Origin of the sequence: Streptomyces mirabilis, from assembly GCF_039503195.1 — a bacterium.
GTDB classification, from domain to species: Bacteria; Actinomycetota; Actinomycetes; order Streptomycetales; family Streptomycetaceae; genus Streptomyces; species Streptomyces mirabilis_D.
The window spans coordinates 9,648,847-9,666,828 of sequence record NZ_JBCJKP010000001.1; the positions used below are offsets into that span (position 1 = coordinate 9,648,847).

Sequence of the window (17,982 nt, forward strand, 5' to 3'; positions counted from 1 at the left end):
TCACTTCGCAGGCATCTGCTGCTGGGCCTTCTCGAGCTCCGCCTTCACCGACTCCGTGGTCACCGCGCGCCCCGCGGCAGCGTCCGCGAACAGCGCCTTGACGGCCGTACCGACCGCCGTCTCGAACTGGGACTCGTCGGCGACCTGCGGAAGCGCGGCGGCGCTCTTGGCCAGGGTGTCCTTGAGGACCGCGTTCGCCGGGGTGTTGAAGGTGGCGTCCGTCTGGGCCGTCTTCACCGGCGGGATCGAGCTGTACGCCGTGTTGAGGATCTTCTGCTCGGCGTCGCTCGTCATGAACTTCACGAACTTGGTGGCGCCGTCGAGGTTGTGGCTGTTCTTGAAGACGGCCAGGTTGATGCCCGCGACCATCGAGTTGACGTTGGTACCGGTTCCCGGGGTGCCGGACTGCACGGGGACCGGGGCGATGCCGTACGCGTTGTCACTCATGCCCTGCGACTTGAGGTTGGCGGACGCCGACTGCCACAGCAGCATCGCGTTCTTGCCCTTGGCGAAGTCGCTCACGGACTGGTTCTGCGCGTACTCGGCGTTGCCGGGCGCGATGATCTTGTCCTTCGCCATCAGGTCGATGTACTGCTTGACCGCCGCGACCGTGCCGTCCGAGGTGAAGTCCGGCTTGCCGTCCGCGGTGAAGAAGTCGGCGCCGTGCTGCTTGGCGAAGACGAAGGTGTGGTGGATGTTCTCCGAGGGGTTCGAACCCTCGGCCCCCAGGCCCCACTTGCCGCCCTTGGACAGCTTCTTGCCGTCGGCGATCAGCTCGTCCCAGGTGGCCGGCGGCGTCGCTATGCCCGCGTCGGCGAACATCTTCTTGTTGTAGTAGAGCGCGTACGCCATCGAGTACAGCGGGACCGCGGCCGGGTCCTTGCCCTGCGCGCCCGTCGAGCCGAGCGCCGAGTCGACGAAGCGGTCCTTGCCGCCGATCTTGGCGAAGTTGCTCGCGTCCCACGGCAGCAGCGCGCCGGTGGCCTGCAACGAGGCGCTCCAGGTGTTGCCGATGTTCAGGACGTCGGGGCCCTGACCCGACGTGGTCGCGGTGAGAATCCGGTTCAGCAGGTCCGACCAGGGGACGACCTCCACCTTCACCTTGATCCCGGACTGCTTCTCGAACTTGTCGAGTTCCGGCTGGAGGACCTTCTTGTCGACCTCGATGCTGGCGCCCTGGTTGGAGGCCCAGTAGGTGAGCGTCTTCGGCGAGTCGTTGGACCCACCGCCCGTCGACGAGCCGCCACCACAGGCGGTCACGGCGGTCAGCAGGGAGACGGTGACCGCACCGGCGGCCGCGGCTCGGATTCTGCGCATGGCTGCGTATGTCCCTTTCCCGGAGGAAGAGCCACGAGGGGCGCCCGCGTTCACTTCTCGAACGACCCTCATGTCTTAATTTAGGACGTGAGTTAAGACCCGGAAGAAAGTCGCGTCAAGGGATCGCGCAGGGGTATCTTGCAGGTCGGGCGGGCCGGAAGGGATTCTCATGGCGGTGCGGAACGGACGAACAGTGCGTGACCTGCGACGCGGCAATCGCACCGCCGTGCTGCAACGGTTGTATTTCGACGGCCCCCTGAGCCGCTTCGAGCTGGGCCCGGCCACCGGCCTGAGTTCCGGTTCCATCAGCAACGTGGTCGCGGAACTCGTCGCGGACGGTCTGGTCGAGGAGGCCGGAAGCGTCGACTCCGACGGCGGTCGGCCGCGTACGTTGCTGCGGGTCGTACCCGGCAGCGGCCACATGATCGGCGTCGACGTCGGCGAAACCCGCGTCCGCGTCGAGCTCTTCGACCTGACCCTCACCGAACTCGCCCGCACGGAGAGGCCGTTGGAGCAGACGAGGTACGCGGGTGACTGGGCGTCGGAGGGTGACGGACAGGCCCGGGTGGAGGGCCCGTCGCTGGGCGGCGGACCGTCCTCGAAGCGTCGGGAGTACGACGTCGATGTCATCGTCGGGCACATCCGGGACGGCGTCGCCGAGGTGCTGGACGAGGCGGGCATCGCTCCCGAGCGGCTGCTCGGCGTCGGGATCGGCGTCCCGGGAATCGTCGCCCGTACGCCCGATGCGGGCGCGGTGGTGCACGGTCAGACGATCGGCTGGGACGCCGTCCCGCTGGAGTCCCTGCTCCGCTCGGCCTGCCAACTCCCCGACACCGTCCCGTACTTCGCGGACAACGGCGCCCGGACCCTGGGCCAGGCCGAGATGTGGTTCGGCGCCGGACGCGGCGCGCGCAACGCGGTCGTCGTCCTCTTCGGCTCGGGCGTCGGCGCCTGTCTGGTCACCGAGGACGTGGAGCACGGCCGCTCGGTGGAGTGGGGCCACCTGACGGTACGGGTCAGGGGGCGCCGCTGCCGGTGCGGTGCCCTGGGCTGCCTGGAGGCGTACGCGGGCGCGGAGGCCCTCCTCGACCGCTGGCGCGAGGAGGGCGGACGCCCGCCCGAGGGCGCCGACGAGGAGACCGCGCTCACCGCGATGCTCACCGCGGCCTACCCGGCCGAGGAGGGCGGCGAGCCCGACCCCGTCGCGCTCGCCGTCCTGGAGGAGACCGCCGAGTACCTGGGCGCGGGCCTGTCCGACCTGATCAACCTCTTCCAGCCCGAGCGGATCCTGATCGGGGGCTGGGCGGGCCTCCAGCTCGGCACCCGCTTTCTGCCCGCCGTCCGCCGGTACGCGGCCTCGTACGCCCTGCGCTACCCGGCCGAGCGTGTCTCCATCGACCTCGGCCGGCTCGGCCCGGACGCGGTCACCGTCGGCGCCGCGATCCTGCCGCTCGCCGACTTCTTCGCGCGGGGCGGCCGACGCGCCGAGCCGGTGAGCGAGGGCCCCTCACCGGCCTGGCGCACCGCCCTGGAGGAGCGCGCCCCGCACTGACCCACGGCCGTCGCTCCCCACCGCATCACTTGGCGGGCTTGTAGAAGGCGTAGGTGGCGGAGTAACGGACGCTGATCTGGTCGGTACCGGTGCAGGCGGTGGAGGGCGCGACGCCGCCGTGGGTGTCGAGACGCTGGACGTAGGAGACGCCGGCGAAGGCCCCGGTGCCGCGAGTGGCGGTGGACTGCAGGAGAAGCTCGGGGATGGTGCCGGTCTTGGGGGAGTTGGCGATGGCGGCGGCGTTGACCGCGCTGCCGTCCACTGTGGACACCCAGACGGGGCCGCGGGAGTGGAGGGCGACGGGGCGGTGGGAGCGGTCGTTCTTGGCCCACAGGGTGGCGGCGGGCTCCAGCAGCTTCCAGACGCCGTCGGCGCAGGTGTAGGTCTGGACGCCCGCGGCCGAGAAGACGCCGGTGAGCCGGTTGCCGTCGGGGACCTTCAGTGCGGCGGGAGCGTCGACGCCGGTGCGGCCGGGCTGCGAGGTCGCGGCCTGGCCGACCGTCGCGCTGAACAGCGTGCCGGCGCTCACGGCGGCGACAGCTGTCGTGGTGAGGACGAGACGCTTGGCGAGCTTCATCGGATGTGTCTCCAGAACGTTTTCTGAACGAGGTCGAGTGGCACCGCGGTGGCTGGACGGGCTGTCGTCGGTGCGCACACGGCAACGCCCTGTTCCTCGGCGTTCTTCGGCCGTGCCGGACCGGGCGACAGCCACGGCGTCCTTGGCGGGATCACCGAGGGCCGTTCCCGCCCGTACCGGGATCGTCGACGCGATGACGAGTAGGGAGTATCGCCGTACGGGTCTCGGCTCCACGAGGGTCTCTGGGGCACGTGGCCGGGCACACCGCCGCGTACTCGGGGCGCCGGCGCATGTGCCTCAAGACGGGTGTCACCGGCCCTCTGCGGGGAGTGGATGCCCAACGGCCGGGCCGGCTTCGGTGCTCAACAGGTTCGTCTTCCGAGTGCGCCACCACGGCACCAACTGGACGAGGCCGAACATCACCTCGACGCCGAAGAACAGCCAGAGCAGCCGCATGGCACCGTGGGCCAGCGCGTACGCCTGCCACGCCGCGAACAGCGTGCGCGCGACGCCGTCGAGCAGTCCGTGCACCGGCAGCGGCCGGACGATGCGCAGGACGGCCCAGACCACCACGACCGAGCCCATCAGATTCGCGTACAGGGTCTGCACCGGGTCGAGTTCGGGCAGGGCTCCCAGCCCGAGCGCGTTGCCCGACGACGACAGCGCATCGTGCACCAGCGCGTACGTCCACGGCGTCGCGAAGCCCGCGGTGACGACGAGGTCGTACCAGGCGCTTGCCCGTACGGCGCGAAGATAGGCGGGGCGTTCGGGGGCGAGGGTCCGGATCACGATGAGGCTCCAACTGGTCTCGGGGCAGCGACGCCTCACGCTAAACAGTGGAGTACGGTCCAAGGTCAAGCCCGCCGTCCGATGGAGGGACATGCGTATCGGAGAGCTCGCCGCGCAGGCGGGCATGAGCAGGGACACCATTCGGTTCTACGAGAAGGTCGGCCTCGTCACGGGTCGGCGGCTGGCCAACGGTTATCGCGACTTCCCGCCCGAGGCGGTGCCCTGGTTGCAGTACGTCCGCACCGCGCAGACGCTGGGATTCTCGCTCGCGGAGATCGCGCGGCACGGCGAGGAGTTGCGGGAGGCGCCGGACTCCGCGGAGGCGCTGTCCGTGCTGTTCGAGCAGAAGATCCAGGTCATCGACGCCCGCATGGCCGAACTCGCCACCCTGCGGGCCGAACTGGCCACGCGCGTCGACACCGGGTGCCCGTTGCGGCCCATGGGCCGACCGAGCTGACCACAGGGCACACACGCGCAGGCATGACCTCGGGGGTAATCGACCCCGCCCCGGCGCTCCGGAACCATGAAGGACGTACCCACTCGTCCCGCCACCGGATTCCGGGAGGTTTCCCATGCCGTACTTCGAGAGCCCCGTCGATGGCACCCGACTGCACTTCGTCGACTACGGTCCCGCCACCGGGCAGGTCATCGTGTTCGTCAACAGCGCCTACTTCGGCACGGAGATGTGGGAGTACCAGATGCTGCCGCTCGCCGCGGAGGGCTACCGGTGCGTCGGCTTCGACCGACGCGGCCACGGCCGGTCCGACGACGTGTGGAGCGGGTTCGACCTCGACACTCTGGCCGACGACGTCGACGGGCTGCTGCGCCACCTCGACCTGTCCGGGGTGACACTGGTCGGGCACTCCATCGGGACCGCGGAAGTCGTACGTTGTCTGACCCGGCACGGCGTCGAGCGGGTGGCGAGGGTGGCACTCGTCGCGGGCATGGCGCCCGGCGCCGTCCGGTCCGCGGACCATCCGGAGGGCATCGACCCGGGCGTCGTCGAGGCCGGCAACGAGGTCTTCCGCCGCGACCGGGCCGCCTTCTTCGTGGACGGGGCCCGCTCGTTCTTCGCCCTCGACCTTCCCGGGAACGAACTCTCCCCGGCCTATGTGCAGTCCATGATCAACCGCTGTCACGGCGCCACCGCGCGCGGCGGGGCGGCGTTGGGAGACCTCGCGGCCACCCTGAACGTCGCCCCCGAACTGGCCAAGCTCGACCTGCCCGCACTGGTCGTCCACGGCACCCACGACACGTCGGCGCCGCTGGACCTGACCGGCCGCCGGGCGGCCGAACTGCTCCCCAACGGCACACTCAAGGTCTACGAGAACGCGGGCCACGGCCTCTTCGCCACGCACGCGGAACAACTCCTCGCGGATCTGCGGGAGTTCACGGCCCGCGACTGACGCCCCGGGCGCGTCACGCGAACGCGTTCACCCCGGTCAGCTCCGCCGACAGCGTCCACAGCCGCGCGGCCTGCTCGGGGTCGATCGCGTAGTCGCGTACGCCGGTACGCTCGCCGTCCGCCGGGGCGACCTCGGCGATGTCGCAGTCCTCGCAGTACACCCCGCCCAGGCCGGCCAGCTGGGGCGAGGTCGCGGCCCACACCTGGGTCGCCGCACCTTCCTGGGGCGACTTGAAGCCGGACGGGTTCAGCGGGTTGCCGTCCTCGTCGATCCAGCCGCGCTCCACCATCTCCTCCTTGGCGAGGTGGCGCTGCAACGGGGTGAGGATGCCGCCGGGGTGGAGGGCGAAGGCCCGGACGCCGGACTCCCGGCCGAGCCGGTCGAGGTGGACGGCGAACAGGACGTTCGCGGTCTTCGCCTGTCCGTACGCCTCCCACTTGTCGTAGCCGGTGCGCCAGTGCACGTCGTCCCAGCGGATCCCCGAGTTGTGGTGAGCGCCCGAGGAGACGGAGACGATCCGCGCGCCGCCCGGCTCGATCGCGGGCCACAGACGGTTCACGAGCGCGAAGTGGCCGAGGTGGTTGGTCGCGAACTGGGCCTCCCAGCCGGGACCGACGCGGGTCTCCGGGCAGGCCATGATCCCGGCGTTGTCGATGACGATGTCGATGGTGCGGCCGGAGGCGAGGAAGCGTTCGGCGAAGGCGCGGACGCTGTCGAGGTCGCCGAGGTCGAGCTCGTCCACCTCGACCCCCTCGATGCCCTCCACCGCCTCCCGGGCCGCGGCCGGGCGGCGCGCCGGAACGACGACGTGGGCGCCCGCCTTGGTGAGCGCGCGGGTGGTCTCCAGGCCGAGCCCCGAGTACCCGCCGGTGACGATCGCGAGCTTCCCGGTCAGGTCGACGCCCTGGAGGACGTCGTCGGCGGTGCTGTGGGCGCCGAACCCCGAGCCGATCTTGTGCTGTGCAGTGGTCATGTTCCGACGCTACGGATTGGAGAGCACTCGAAGTCAAGCGGAGGCCGCCGCCCACGGCGGGGGCAGCATCGCAGGCCGGGGAGCAGCGCACAGCGGGGGCCGGACAGGGCGCCAGACATGGAAAGACCCCGACCGGACGGGGGAATCTCGGTCGGGGCCGTCTGTGGTGGGCACCGATGGCGGTCACCTCTCGGCGAGAGGCTCCGCAGGGCTTCAGCCGAACGATCGTCCCTGCGGGCAAAAGGTGAGGCCCAGGGGACACTGTCCCATCCGCACCCACGGTTGGTTTAACGGGGAACTACCGATGGGTGTTCCCGCGTGACCAGGGCGGGCGCGGTGATCTGCGTCACCCGGAGGAGGCAAGAGGGGCGGACGGTTCTCGGGTCGCCGTACGCCTCACGTCTCGGCTCGCCGTACGACTTCATGCGTCCGAGGGCTCGGGCGCGGGATTGCTCTCGCTCCCCAGCTTACGCCCGTCAGGCGCTGGTGACACGGGTCGGCGCCGTCCGCGACCGGGTCCAGGCCAGCAGCTCGTCCTCGCTCCAGGTGGTGATCACGCGCTCGGCGGGCACCCCGCACTCCTCGGCCCGCGCGCAGCCGTGGATCTGCCAGTCGAGCTGGCCGGGGGCGTGCGCGTCGGTGTCGATCGAGAAGAGCACGCCCGCGTCGAGCGCCCGGCGCAGAAGCCGGCGCGGTGGGTCGAGCCGTTCCGGGCGGCAATTGATCTCCACGGCCGTACCGGCCTCCGCGCAGGCGGCGAAGACCGCGTCCGCGTCGAACTCCGACTCGGGCCGCCGCCGCTCGGTGAGCAGCCGGCCCGTGCAGTGACCGAGCACGTCCGCGAGCGGATTGCGTACGGCGGTGACCATACGGCGGGTCATCGACCTGGCGTCCATGCGCAGCTTGGAGTGCACCGATACCACCACGACGTCCAGCGACTCCAGCAACTCCGGCTCCTGGTCGAGCGATCCGTCGTCGAGGATGTCGCACTCGATGCCGGTGAGCAGCCGGAAGGGGGCCCACCGGCGGTTGAGCTCCGCCACCACCGCCACCTGCTCGCGCAGCCGCTCGGGGGACAGGCCCCGCGCCACGGTCAGCCGTGGCGAGTGGTCCGTGAGCACCGCCCACTCGTGCCCGAGACGCGCGGCGGTCCGGCCCATCTTCTCGATCGGGCTGCCGCCGTCCGACCAGTCGGAGTGCAGATGGCAGTCGCCGCGCAGCAGCGCCCGCAGGCGTTCGCCGCCCTCGGCGAGGGGGCCCGCGGCCTGCTGTTCCAGCGTCTCGAGATAGCCGGGCGGCTGACCGGTCACCGCCTCGCGCACGACCTGCGCCGTCTTCGGCCCGATGCCCTTCAGCGACTCCAGGGTCCCGGCGGCGACACGCCTGTGGACCTCCCCGGCGGGCAGCGCGGCCAGCACGGCCTCCGCGGTGCGGAAGGCCCGTACACGATAGGTGGGGGCCTGGGTGCGCTCCAGCAGGAACGCGATCCGGTCCAGGGCCTCGACGGGGTCCATCGGTACCACCTTCCGTGAGCTCCCCACCCCTTTCAAGCCCTTCAAGCCTTGCCCAGCCGCCGTCGGCCCGCACGGCGGAGTGTCACTCACCTCGGCCCCCTCGCGGGAATCGATCTACGCTCTAGGCATGACCGAAATCTCGAGCCCCCACATCTCCTACCCGCGGGTCATGGTGCTCGGGGTGCAGCCGTGCGACCCGCCGTTTCGGATCGTGGAGATCGACGGGGAAATGGTCGGCGAGGCGAAGTCGATCACCGATGTCCTGACCTTCGCCGGCTCCCAGGGGATCCACATCCACGATCTCGACGACCCGGACGTGGTGCGCTGGGTGGGCGGCGACAAGTTCACCTGGGCGCCGCGCCTGGGCCGGTCCGGCGGATCGGGGCGCTAGGGCCGGTCCGGCGGATCACGAGGCCAGGGCCTGTCCGGCGGATCACGACGCCAGGACTTGTCCGGAGGATCAGGACGCGGCGCCGGACAGCTGGATCGAGGAGGCGGGGAGCGCGCGGACCTCGGGGCTCGCGCCGGTGTGAGCTGTCGCGGGAGGAATGACCCCGCACCCCAGAAAAGATCACCAAAGGGCGGGAACCCGGCATGGGCCGATTCCCCCGAGGGCACGGTTGATCTTGCCGGGTGATCGCGACCGCCCCGGCGCCCCCTCTTCCCTCCGGGAGTCGTCATGCCCCGTGGCTTCGCCGTGCCCGCCGCCGCCCTCCTCGCCTCGACCGGCCTGCTGGCCTCGACCGCCCTGCTCACCGCCGTACCGGCGAGCGCGGCGACGCACGGCGCGTCGCGCGCCGGAGACGTGTGCTTCTGGACCGCCGCCGGACAGCACGGCTCGTCCTGGTGCTACACCCCACCGGGCTACACGGACGTCCCGGAGTTCCTGCACGACAAGGCCGCGTCCTTCAGGTCCAACGCCGACACCGCCGTGTACGCCATCGACTGGGGCCGCGGCACCTGCTACGCCCGGCTGATCCGGGCGCACGACCTGGCCGACAACTGGCCCTGGGGCGCCCGGCTGGACGGCGTCGCCGACACCATGATGGGCTGCGAGGTCGGCTGACCCGTGCGACTCCTCCGCGCGTTCGCCGCCGCCGCGCTCGCGGTGCTGGCGTTGACGGGGTGCTCCACGGCGACGGCGCAGCGGGCCGTGCCCCCGCTGCCCAGGACCGAGCGCGACCGCGACGACCTCATCGACGCCGCCCAGCAGGCACTCGTCGACCGCTGTCTGGGCCGGCAGGGACTGACCCTGCCGAACGCCTCGGCCCCGCGGGACCACAGCGCCGCGGCCCCGCAGGACCGCCGACTGCAGAGCGCCCTCTTCGGCCGCGGCCACCCCGAGCTCTCCGTCACCCTCGCCACCGGCTATACCGTCACCGCCCACACGGACGGCTGCCTCGCCGCAGCCGAGCGCGATCTCTACGGCGACCAGCGGCTCTGGTTCCGTACACGGGTCGTGGTGAACAACCTGCGGGCCGAGGCCCAGCAGCGCATGAAGCGCGACCCCGACTACCGCGCCGCGACCGCCCGCTGGACCCGCTGTGTCACCCCCGCGCACGGGTCCCGCCCCGACCGCCCCGACCCCGCCGTCTCCACGCGCTGCGCACGTGAGAGCGGCCTCACCCGGCTGCGGGCGCGGCTGGAACCGGCCCTGCTGGCCAGGGTCCGCGCCGAGCGGCACGGACAACTGACCACCTACCGGCAGCTTCGCACCCGCGCACTGCGCCGCGCGGCGGATCTGTACGCCGAGCGGACCGTCCAGGTAACCCCGAAGAAAGGCAGTGACCCTTCGTGATCACCCAGCGTCTCGCCCTCTCCGCGGCCGCGGCCCTGCTCGCCCTCACCGGCGGCCTCGCCCTTGCCACCCCCTCCGGCGCGGCCGACTGCCCCAGCGGCAACTTCTGCGTCTGGGAGAACGCCAACTTCGACGGCCAGCGCGCCAACTGGTCGGGGGACGACGGGTGGTGGGAGAGCTGGATCGCCGACACCGACTCCTCCTGGGCCAACCACGGCATCTCGGGCCCCGGCGTCAAGGACCACGTGAAGGTCTACGAGGACGCCTGGCAGGGCGGCGCCATGACCATCTGTCTCGGACCGGGGGAGGAGGTCGGCTACAACGCCGTGGCGAACGACCGCGGTGACTCGCACACCTGGTCCATGGGCTGCTGAGAGGCCGACCCCAGTCGATCGGCCCCAGTCGATCGATCCGGCCGATCGACGCCGTCCGCCCGCGGTGGGGGCCGCGGACGGACGGTCATTCCGTGCGGTCCCTCATGCCTTCGGGGCCCCGCGCCGGTTGCTCAGGCCCTTCCGACGGCGCTTGGGATGCACCGCCCGGCCCATCCGCCGTCCCAGCAGCAGATAACCCACCAGCGCTCCGGACGTGTTGAGGATGACATCGTCGATGTCGAAGGCGCGTCCGGTGATCAGCGTGCCCTGGACCAACTCGACCAGCAGCATCACCACCGCGGTGAGCAGCAGCACGCGCAGGATCCCCCGGGCCTTCGGAATCAGCACGGGCACCAGCACGCCGAACGGCACACCGAGCACGACGTTCCCGCCGATCTGCTTCACGGCGTCGCGCAGCGCCGGCTGGTCGAGATAGGCCCGCAGAGAACTCCCGGGGTGCAGATTGGTGTGGATCAGTGTCTTCGACGCCGGTGACGGCTCCAGCGTCAGCCGGGCCAGCGCGACCGCGAACGCCACCATGGCCACGAAGGCCAGCAGCATCACGAGCAGCCGCACGGGCAGCGGGAGCGCCTTGCGCTCCTGCGCGGGTACCGATGGCCGTCGACCGGATTTCGCCGTACCGGTGGTGCGCAGGGTGCTCAAGAGTGACGCCGTACGGACCATTCGATTCTCCCGGTTTCAACGGTTCTGCAGATAAGGGCGGTTACCCGCAAAGCGTGCTTCGATGCCGAGCCCCGCGCGACGGAAGGAGGGGGTCATGAAAGGGCGTCCCGCGGGCAGTCGGAGGCAGGGGCGCCCGGCGGGATCCCGGCGCCGGTCGTCGCCGTGCGCGAGGTGGGGCCCGGTGGGGCGACGGCCTCGCCCCACCGGACCGTTGCCGGAGTGCGGCCCGGCTCAGGCGCCGTAGCTCACGCTCACCTCCTTGAAACCGAGGGAGCGCAGCAGGCCGTCGAGCATGCCGGTGGTGTTCTCCTCGGCCCGTTTGGTGAGCTCGCTGTCCTTCGCCGCGTCGCCGATGTGCTTGACCGCGAGTTTCTGCACGGCCTGTTCGCTGTCCGGGTTGTCGGAGAAGAAGTCGCCGAGCCGGTCGAGAAGCCCACGCTGTTTGGAGACGGCGTAGGAGCGGTTGGGGTCGAGTGCGGGCTTGCCGAGGAACGCGTGCGGCAGCCGCAGGGTGGCCGTGGTGCGGTCGGCGTCGACCGTCACGTCCTTCTTGGCGAGCGAACCGAGGTCGACGTACGCCTCGACCGTGCCGGCCCCCACGTACAGCGTGCGGGTGCCGCGGATCGCGTCGGGCAGGTACTTGGCATCCTTCTCCAGGTCCACCACCACCTGGAAGTTGCCCGAGGCGGCGTCGTAACGGCTCATGTCCTGGATCGACTTGAGGAGGGCTGGTCCGGAGCGGTCGTGCGTCTGGGTGCCGAACAGGTCGCGCAGCCCAGGCAGAACGGCCAGGCGCAGCCCGGCGAACAGCACCACGAGCACCAGCACGACGGCAGTGATCGCCTTGGCCCACGCGGGCATGCGCTTGGGCAGGCGCTTGATGGACGTCGTCATTCGGCGGTCCTCCTTCCTGCTCACCGAATGCCCGCCAAATCACCTCCTAGGCCGCCCTGTTGGCGGATTGACGTCGCTGACGGGGAGCGCGGGCGGGAGTGCGTCCACTGTGGCGGCACCGGCCACCACACTTCGCCGTACACCGAATGAGCGCCGCGTCCGCCCGGCATACCGCGTCCGCCGCACTACACGCGGCGGTCCTCCGAAGGGCGGAACCACCAGACCCCTTCCCCGTGCGTGAGCCCCGGCAGCCGCAGCTCGACCGCCCACACATGCCGGGCCGGCAGCTCGCCGGTGACGAGCCGGCGGGTCCGGCCGCCGGTCGTCTCCCCGAACTGCGCGCCGTGCGCGGCGAGCCGAGCCGTGACCGGGGCCGGCGCATCGAGCGGGAGCTCCACCTCGAAGGCGTGATACGGCTCGTACACCCGCGTCCCCGCCCGCTCCAGCGCGCGTCGCGGCACGACCCGGGGTGAGGCCGTGGAAGTCGGCGACCGTGCTGAGCGGCGCGGCGAAACCGGAACGGGCGAGCGTCACCCGGTAGTCCGTGACCGGCCGGCCGTGCGGACCGGAGAGCAGGGTCGCGTGGACCGTGTCCTCCATCGCCTGGTGGACGGCCCGGGGCAGGGCGCCGTGCTCGGTCTCGTACGTGAAGACGCCGCCGGAGCCGTGCGGTCCGGGCTCGATCCGCAGCCCGACCGTGGCCCGGAACCCGACGTGCCCGTGCCGCCGGATCTCCGCGCAGGCCTCGCCGGTGCCGTCCGGCCGTTCCAGGAACCGCACCCGACTCGGCGCGAACTCCGCCTCGATCCCGAGATCCTGGGCGAGCGTGGCCGCAAGGGCCTCCTTCTGCACCTCGTCGTAGAGGAGCAGTGCGGTGCTGCCGGACGCGGCGGGCCGCGCGGGTGAACGTGAGCCGCTGACGACTTGTCACTTCACCGCCGTACAGCCCCAGATACGCCGCGTGCCGACGGGGGCGCGGAAGGCGGGGCTCCTCGACGGCATCCGGCGCCACCTCACGCGGTACGTCGTCCAGCTCGTCGGTGTGCGCGGCCTCGGCACCGCGCGTGCCCGTCTCGTCCCGCGCCCGCTGGACGAGACGGCGGCCGGCACACTACACCAGACCACATGGGGCCCACCAGGACTGGTACGAGGCGGCTCACCCCCTGCCTGCGCGGGGAGGACATCCAGGACGCTCAGCGGCGGACACCGCGGAGGTGGACACGGACGTCCCGAGCTGCTGGACCCAGTTCTTACCGAGATGGGAGCTCTGCGGCACAGCTGGATTTGCGCGGGGCTGACGCCGAGCGAGGGCCTCATGACCTGCGGCAAGAGGCTGTGACACAGCCACGTGACCACAGCCGCCTGACGATCCCCCCGGCTGCCGTTCGGTTCGCCGTCCATCGACGCTCAACCGAACGACAAAACCGATCGCACCCAGCCTCAGGGGCAGAGGGCAGCGGTCATCAGGGCGAGGGCCGCAGGGCCGGCGTCGGCGTCGGGGCCCCAGTCGGTCCAGTCCACCGTGACTTGGCGGGTGCCGTCGCGTGTGTGGAAGGAGATGGTGCGGTAGCCGGGAGTGCCGCCGCCGTGGCCCACGATGGTGCCGCAGGGAAGCGTGGCCATCTCCAGGCCGAGGCCCCAGCCGTCGCCGCTGGTGTCGGCGGTCATCTCGCGCAGCTCGGCCGGGCGCAGGAGGCCGCCGCTGAGCAGGGTGCGGAAGAAGTGGTCGAGGTCGGCGGTGGTGGAGACGATCTCGCCGGCAGCGCCGGCGATGGACATGTTGACGGTGGTGTAGTCGACCGGGACAAGTGTCCCGCCCTCTTTCTCCACTGGTTCGTAGCCGTGGGAGTGGGGCCCGGTGAGGAAGGGAGAGGAGCCCGGTAGGCGGGTGTCACGGAGTCCGAGGGGCCGGATGATGCGCTGGTCGATTTCGGTGCGGTACGAGCGGCCGGTGACCTCTTCGGTGATCATCCCGAGCACGATGTAGTCCGTGTTCGAGTAGTGGTGATCGGTGCCCGGCGGGAACAGCAGAGGGCGGTTGCGGTCGCCGTCCTTGACGGCCCGTCGGACCAGCTCGGCGGGTGTCCAGGTGCGGAAGCGGTCGTGGGGGGCGTCGCCGTCGAGCAGTCCGTCGGTGTATTCGGGCAGGCCGCTGGCGGGACCATCGTGAGGTGATCGACGCGATCGCCTTCGAGTTGCAGACTGGTACCCAGTGGGGCATTTGCCGGAGAAGTATGGCAACTGGCGAGGTGTCTGGGCTTGGGACCATGTCCGCTGAGACGGGACACGTTGCTTCGGGCGGATCCGCCCGAAGCAACGTGTGGCTCTACGGGTGAGTTCTGGCCCCACCTACCGACGCGCTGGTTCCTGAGTGCGGACGGTGGGTCGGGCAAGCGGTTCGGGAACGAGCTCACAGGGGAGCCATTGGTCGTCGAGCCCGTCGTCGAGCTCCACCAGCGCGCTCCTCGGCGCGGATCAGAAGGCTGTGTGGGCGAACCAGCAGTCGAGTGCCGTGACCTCTCCTGAGATGTCGAAGGCGGTCTCCTGGTACGACCGCCGCCCGTAGAGCAGCAGGAGGAGGTCGGCCGCCTGCCCCCGTACTGCCGCCTGCGCCTTGGATGGCGCGGCGTCGGCTCCGGCCCGCGTCAGCAGTCGGAAACCGTCCGGATCCAGCCGCACCCGCCACTCCTCGCCGGTTTCGCCGGCGGAGTCCGCGCACTGGAAGGCGATGGTCTCGCCGTTGCCGCGCAGGTTCGCCACGGCCGGGGCGAAGAGGCCCGCGTAGGGCAGGTTGACGAGGAACTCGTCAACCCCGTCCGCCGCCAGCGCGGGGTCGATGTCCGACTTCCGGCCGACGGCACGCTCCGCGTCCACCCGGTGCACCAGCGTTTCGAACAGCATCCGGCGGGCCCAGAACCGCGCGTGTTGGTCCTCACCCCACGCCCACATCACCGCCTGGGGATCGGTGGCCCGCAGCACGGCGGCCACCGGGGGTACGCCCGCTGCCACCCAGTCGGCATAGTCCTGCGCACGTTCCGGTAGCCCCAGCTCCACGTCGCGACTGTGTGGAGGCTCCTGCACCAGCCGGGTCAGCAGCGTGGAGAACCAGCGCTGCAGCGCTCCCACGTGCCGGGTGAGCTCGGCCAGCGTCCAGTTGGGGCAGGAGGGCACGGCGGTCGCGGGGTCCGCACCTTTGACCACCTCGGCAAACTGCAGGGTCTCCCGCTCTATCGCCTGCCGGTAGGTGTCGTAGGGCAGAGGATGCCCCGTCTGGCTCGTCGTCTCCATCTACTGCCGTCCTTCTGTCCGCAGCACGGATCTTGTCGTGATCAGTCTGGAGGCTGGAGTCCACTCGAAGGCAAATCCGAGGGGGTCGCGTCCCACAGAGGACACTGACACGAAAAAATGAGTCAGTGTGCTGGTCAGGTCGATCGCGTCGGCCGTCGCCCGGAGTCCGGCGTCGTCGACGTGCAGGTGGTCGCCGGAGTCGAAGGCCGGCCGGATCCGAGCGGGAACGTCGCAGTCATCGACGGTGGCGTCGAAGTCCGCCACCGCGTCGAAGATGCCGCCGTAGCGGGTCGCGTCGTCGACGGACTGCTGTACGGCCTCGCGGGCGCCGCGGTCCAGCCGCCGTTGCCGCCGTACGGAGTGATCGTGACGCCGATGACGCCGATGACGCCGATGACGCGGGCCTGGGCACGCGTCACGATCTCGCGGAACACGGCCGCGAAGGCGGCGGGATCGGTCTGGTGGGGGCTGCCCTTGACGGCAGTGGCCGTGCGGCGTTCAGCACCACCTCGCCAGGTCGGCAGGCAATCCGCAGCCTCGCGCTGAAGCGCGATGCGGCGGGTCCGCACGGATACTGGAAGAGAGGCCGTGTGGGGCAGATGGGAAGTGTGGTGATGCGGGCACCCGTGGATGACGTGGCTGGTGGTGCTGCCTGGGATGCGGGTGGCTGGCTGGGGGAGCTACGGGTCGCGGTCGTGGCCACGAACGCCGATGGGACGATCGTGCGCTGGGACCACGGGGCGCAGGCTCTGCTCGGGTATCCGTCGCGGGACGTCGTGGGCCGGCCCATCGCCGACCTGCTGCACCCCGGCGCCGACCGCAGCCTCGGCCGGTCCTTGTGGGACACCGCGACCGCCGGCCATGGGGTCATGGCCACGGTGACCGCCTGGCACCGCGACGGACATCCACTTGAGCTGGAGATCTGGGCGGCGCCCGTCCCGGCCCGCCACCGCGGCGGCACCACCGTGCTGGTTTTCGCTGCCGACGCCAACACCGCCCGTGGCATCCGTGGTTCCTCCGCGGTGTGGGAGGGGTTGTTCGTCCGCTCTCCCGTCGGCATTGCCGTCTTCGACACCCAGCTGCGGTTCCTGCGGGTGAACCAGGCTCTCCAGGCCATGAACGGCCTGGGGGAGAATGCCCACATCGGACGCAGCGTAGCGGAGGTGTTGCCCGCGGTGAACGCGGCCGAGATGGAATCCGCGATGCGGCAGGTCGTGGTCACGGGGAAGCCGGTCCTTGATTTTCGCCGCACGGGCCGCACCCACGCCGATCCCGGCCATGAGCGCGTCTGGTCGTGCTCCTATGTCAGGCTGGAGGACCCCGACGGCCGGCCGATCGGGCTGACCGCCTTCCTGATCGACATCACCGCCCAACAACAGGACCAGCTGGACGCGGAAGCAGGCAGGCGCCGCCTGGCCCTGGTGAATGAGGCGAGCGTCAAGATCGGGACCAGTCTGGACCTGGAACGCACCGCGCAGGAGCTCGCGGACGTCGCCGTGCGCGACCTGGCGGACGCTGTCACCGTCGACGTCCTGGAAACCCTCACCACCGGTGGAGACCTCGGCCCGGGCCTGGTCGGCGGCACCGCTCTGCGCCGCCTCGGGAAAGCTCCCCTGGCCGGCTCACGTATCGCGGACATCCTCGCCCCGCTCGGGCGAACCCTGACCTTCCCTGCCGGAGCGCCCTACACGCAGGTCCTCGCCGACCGCGAGCCCTTCATGATTGCCCACCTGGACAAGAAGGCCATCGCCCCAGCGGCCCGCCATTCACCGGCGCCCGCACAACTTCTCGAGCAGGGCGTGCACTCGTTCATGATGGTGCCGCTGATCGCCCGCGGCGTCGTGCTCGGCCTCGGCACCCTGTACCGCAGCCGACCCGTCGGCCCGTTCACGGACGACGACGTGAGCCTCGCCGGTGAACTCGCGGCCCGTGCCGCCATCTGCGTGGACAACGCCCGTCTCTACCGCCGTGAACACGACACCGCCCTCGTGCTCCAAAGAAGCCTGTTTCCCCAGCACATTCCCCACCTTCCGGGGATTGAGGTCGCCCACCGCTACCTGCCCGCCAGCGACGTCAACGAAGTCGGCGGCGACTGGTATGACGTCATCCGACTCGACGGCGGAAAGGCCGCGCTCGCCATCGGCGACGTCATGGGACACGGCACCGCGGCCGCAGCCGTCATGGGACGGCTCTCCGCCAGCGTCCGCGCACTGGCACGGCTCGACCTCGCCCCCGAGAACCTGCTGCACCAGCTGGAAGCCGCACTGGAAGACCTCACCGAGCCGATGCTGGCCACCTTCCTCTACACCGTCATCGACCCCGCGAACGGACGGTGCCACATCACCCGCGCCGGGCACCCCCCGCCCGCCGCCGTCTCACCCGACGGCACCGCCCGCCTCCTCGACGTGCCACCCGGTGTCCCACTCGGCGTCGGCGGCACCTCCTTCACCACCACCGATGTCAGCCTCCCACCCGGCAGCATCCTCGTCCTGTACACCGACGGGCTCGTCGAGGCCCGCGGCAGCGACATCGACGAACGACTCGCCGAACTCACCCACCTCCTCGAACAACCCGCCCCGACCCTGGACGAGCTGTGCGACCGCCTGCTCGTCCACCTGACGCCCGCCTCCGTCGACGACGACATCGCACTCCTCGCCGCCCGCCTCAACCCCAGCACCGTTTGAACCCCGGCCGCGCACACGGGCCACCACTCCTGGTGCGGAATCTCGTGACACATGACCGAGGCAGACGGCATTCCTCAAAGCGGTAGCGCTCGTTCAGGATGCACGGGCGGGTTTCGGCGACGCCGTCCATGC

General features: G+C 70.9%; 18 protein-coding genes and 1 pseudogene. 9 read left to right on the plus strand and 10 right to left on the minus strand.

Annotated features, from left to right (window positions below):
* Positions 1–1,317, minus strand: coding sequence for an ABC transporter substrate-binding protein (locus AAFF41_RS43785; protein WP_319751064.1), 1,317 nt, complete (start codon positions 1,315–1,317; stop codon positions 1–3).
* A gap of 169 nt (positions 1,318–1,486) precedes the next feature.
* Here AAFF41_RS43785 and AAFF41_RS43790 point away from each other — a divergent pair, with 169 nt between their 5' ends.
* Positions 1,487–2,869 carry an ROK family transcriptional regulator gene (locus tag AAFF41_RS43790; RefSeq protein WP_343325823.1) on the plus strand — a complete coding sequence of 461 codons (1,383 nt, stop codon included), beginning with the start codon at positions 1,487–1,489 and terminating at the stop codon, positions 2,867–2,869.
* 25 nt (positions 2,870–2,894) lie between these two features.
* Here AAFF41_RS43790 and AAFF41_RS43795 read toward each other — a convergent pair whose 3' ends face one another.
* The gene (locus AAFF41_RS43795; RefSeq protein WP_319751062.1) at positions 2,895–3,446 is read right to left on the minus strand and encodes a DUF3455 domain-containing protein; all 552 of its coding nucleotides are present in this window, start codon (positions 3,444–3,446) and stop codon (positions 2,895–2,897) included.
* A 309-nt stretch (positions 3,447–3,755) separates the two neighbouring features.
* Positions 3,756–4,235 (minus strand): hypothetical protein, encoded by a 480-nt coding sequence (locus tag AAFF41_RS43800; RefSeq protein WP_343325824.1) that lies wholly within the window; start codon positions 4,233–4,235, stop codon positions 3,756–3,758.
* A 91-nt stretch (positions 4,236–4,326) separates the two neighbouring features.
* Between AAFF41_RS43800 and AAFF41_RS43805 the strand changes: the two genes are divergently transcribed.
* Together AAFF41_RS43805 and AAFF41_RS43810 are read left to right on the plus strand one after the other, a co-directional pair.
* Complete coding sequence (locus AAFF41_RS43805; protein ID WP_097287776.1) at positions 4,327–4,692, plus strand: MerR family transcriptional regulator; 366 nt, start codon at positions 4,327–4,329, stop codon at positions 4,690–4,692.
* A 115-nt stretch (positions 4,693–4,807) separates the two neighbouring features.
* Positions 4,808–5,641 (plus strand): alpha/beta fold hydrolase, encoded by an 834-nt coding sequence (locus AAFF41_RS43810; RefSeq protein WP_319751060.1) that lies wholly within the window; start codon positions 4,808–4,810, stop codon positions 5,639–5,641.
* Positions 5,642–5,654: 13 nt separating this feature from the next.
* On the opposite strand, the gene AAFF41_RS43815 is transcribed toward AAFF41_RS43810, so the two are convergent.
* Entirely contained in the window at positions 5,655–6,614 is a 960-nt protein-coding gene (locus AAFF41_RS43815) for an SDR family NAD(P)-dependent oxidoreductase (RefSeq protein ID WP_319751059.1), read from the minus strand.
* 476 nt (positions 6,615–7,090) lie between these two features.
* Positions 7,091–8,128, minus strand: coding sequence for a PHP domain-containing protein (locus AAFF41_RS43820; protein ID WP_319751058.1), 1,038 nt, complete (start codon positions 8,126–8,128; stop codon positions 7,091–7,093).
* A 127-nt stretch (positions 8,129–8,255) separates the two neighbouring features.
* Between AAFF41_RS43820 and AAFF41_RS43825 the strand changes: the two genes are divergently transcribed.
* The 4 genes from AAFF41_RS43825 to AAFF41_RS43840 all read left to right on the plus strand — a co-directional run bounded on the left by AAFF41_RS43825 (position 8,256) and on the right by AAFF41_RS43840 (position 10,300).
* On the plus strand, positions 8,256–8,519 hold the full coding sequence (locus tag AAFF41_RS43825) for a hypothetical protein (protein ID WP_319751057.1): 264 nt from the start codon (positions 8,256–8,258) through the stop codon (positions 8,517–8,519).
* Positions 8,520–8,807: 288 nt separating this feature from the next.
* Complete coding sequence (locus AAFF41_RS43830) at positions 8,808–9,194, plus strand: hypothetical protein (RefSeq protein ID WP_319751056.1); 387 nt, start codon at positions 8,808–8,810, stop codon at positions 9,192–9,194.
* A gap of 3 nt (positions 9,195–9,197) precedes the next feature.
* Positions 9,198–9,926 carry a hypothetical protein gene (locus AAFF41_RS43835; RefSeq protein WP_319751055.1) on the plus strand — a complete coding sequence of 243 codons (729 nt, stop codon included), beginning with the start codon at positions 9,198–9,200 and terminating at the stop codon, positions 9,924–9,926.
* Positions 9,923–10,300 carry a peptidase inhibitor family I36 protein gene (locus AAFF41_RS43840; RefSeq protein WP_067360281.1) on the plus strand — a complete coding sequence of 126 codons (378 nt, stop codon included), beginning with the start codon at positions 9,923–9,925 and terminating at the stop codon, positions 10,298–10,300. Before AAFF41_RS43835 ends, AAFF41_RS43840 begins: the two co-directional genes overlap by 4 nt.
* Positions 10,301–10,402: 102 nt before the next feature.
* Here AAFF41_RS43840 and AAFF41_RS43845 read toward each other — a convergent pair whose 3' ends face one another.
* The 5 genes and pseudogenes from AAFF41_RS43845 to AAFF41_RS43865 form a co-directional block, all read right to left on the minus strand.
* Complete coding sequence (locus AAFF41_RS43845) at positions 10,403–10,984, minus strand: VanZ family protein (RefSeq protein WP_319751054.1); 582 nt, start codon at positions 10,982–10,984, stop codon at positions 10,403–10,405.
* 231 nt (positions 10,985–11,215) lie between these two features.
* Positions 11,216–11,878, minus strand: coding sequence for a DUF4230 domain-containing protein (locus AAFF41_RS43850; protein WP_097287784.1), 663 nt, complete (start codon positions 11,876–11,878; stop codon positions 11,216–11,218).
* A 185-nt stretch (positions 11,879–12,063) separates the two neighbouring features.
* Positions 12,064–12,778: pseudogene (locus tag AAFF41_RS43855) on the minus strand (GTP-binding protein); the annotation flags it as partial.
* A gap of 540 nt (positions 12,779–13,318) precedes the next feature.
* Positions 13,319–14,119 carry a serine hydrolase domain-containing protein gene (locus AAFF41_RS43860; RefSeq protein ID WP_319751052.1) on the minus strand — a complete coding sequence of 267 codons (801 nt, stop codon included), beginning with the start codon at positions 14,117–14,119 and terminating at the stop codon, positions 13,319–13,321.
* 234 nt (positions 14,120–14,353) lie between these two features.
* Entirely contained in the window at positions 14,354–15,166 is an 813-nt protein-coding gene (locus AAFF41_RS43865) for a maleylpyruvate isomerase family mycothiol-dependent enzyme (RefSeq protein WP_343325825.1), read from the minus strand.
* Between the two features lie 117 nt (positions 15,167–15,283).
* Here AAFF41_RS43865 and AAFF41_RS43870 point away from each other — a divergent pair, with 117 nt between their 5' ends.
* The gene (locus tag AAFF41_RS43870) at positions 15,284–15,712 is read left to right on the plus strand and encodes a hypothetical protein (RefSeq protein WP_319751050.1); all 429 of its coding nucleotides are present in this window, start codon (positions 15,284–15,286) and stop codon (positions 15,710–15,712) included.
* Between the two features lie 80 nt (positions 15,713–15,792).
* Positions 15,793–17,850, plus strand: a complete 2,058-nt coding sequence (locus AAFF41_RS43875; protein WP_319751049.1) for a SpoIIE family protein phosphatase — start codon at positions 15,793–15,795, stop codon at positions 17,848–17,850.
* The last annotated feature ends 132 nt before the right edge of the window (positions 17,851–17,982 follow it).